The 1,114-nt window shown below is 60.3% G+C and carries 1 protein-coding gene; it reads right to left on the bottom strand.

Annotation, left to right across the window (positions count from 1 at the left end):
- On the bottom strand, positions 1-1,114 hold a 1,114-nt coding region (gene clpX / locus DVR05_RS26455; protein ID WP_116248630.1), incomplete at both ends, for an ATP-dependent Clp protease ATP-binding subunit ClpX.

The following is a 1,114-nucleotide window of genomic DNA, read 5'->3' as shown; positions in this document are numbered from 1 at the left end:
GGGGACGATGGTGGGGTTGACGTTGTCGATCACCGTCTCCCGCGTGATGATCACCTGACCCACATCCTCACGCGAAGGCACCTCATACATCACCGACAACAACACCTCCTCGATAATCGCCCGCAACCCACGCGCACCCGTCCCCCGCACGATCCCCTGCTCAGCGATCGCCTCCAACGCGTCCCGCGTGAACTCCAACTCCACATCATCCAACTCGAACAACCGCTGATACTGCTTCACCAACGCGTTCTTCGGCAACGTCAGAATCCGGATCAACGCCTCACGATCCAGATCATGCACACTCGTGATCACCGGCAACCGACCCACGAACTCCGGAATCATCCCGAACTTCAACAGATCCTCCGGCATCACCTCGGAGAACAACGCCGACTCAGCCACCTCCGACCGAGGCCGCAACACCGCGTTGAACCCCATCCCCTGCTGACCCGTCCGCGACTCGATGATCTTCTCCAGACCCGCGAACGCCCCACCACAGATGAACAACACGTTCGTCGTGTCGATCTGGATGAACTCCTGATGCGGATGCTTACGACCCCCCTGAGGCGGCACACTCGCCGTCGTCCCCTCCAGGATCTTCAACAACGCCTGCTGCACACCCTCACCCGACACATCCCGGGTGATCGACGGATTCTCACTCTTACGAGCGACCTTGTCCACCTCGTCGATGTAGATGATCCCCGTCTCGGCCTTCTTCACGTCATAGTCGGCCGCCTGGATCAACTTCAGCAGGATGTTCTCCACATCCTCACCCACATACCCCGCCTCCGTCAGCGCCGTGGCGTCCGCGATCGCGAACGGCACATTCAGAATCCGCGCCAACGTCTGCGCCAACAACGTCTTACCCGACCCCGTCGGCCCCAACAGCAGAATATTGGACTTGGCGATCTCCACACCCTCGTCCCCGGGACGCTCACCCTCCGAACGCACCCGCTTGTAGTGGTTGTACACCGCCACCGACAGGGCCTTCTTCGCCTGCTCCTGACCGATCACATACGAGTCCAGGAACTCGTAGATCTCCCGAGGCTTGGGCAGACTGTCCCACGTGAGCTCAGTGGCGTCAGCGAGTTCCTCTTCGATGATCTCGTTGCACAGA

This window comes from Nocardiopsis sp. FIRDI 009 (genome assembly GCF_003386285.1).
Taxonomy (GTDB): domain Bacteria; phylum Actinomycetota; class Actinomycetes; order Streptosporangiales; family Streptosporangiaceae; genus Nocardiopsis.
This window is presented reverse-complemented; position numbering and strand designations above follow the sequence as displayed.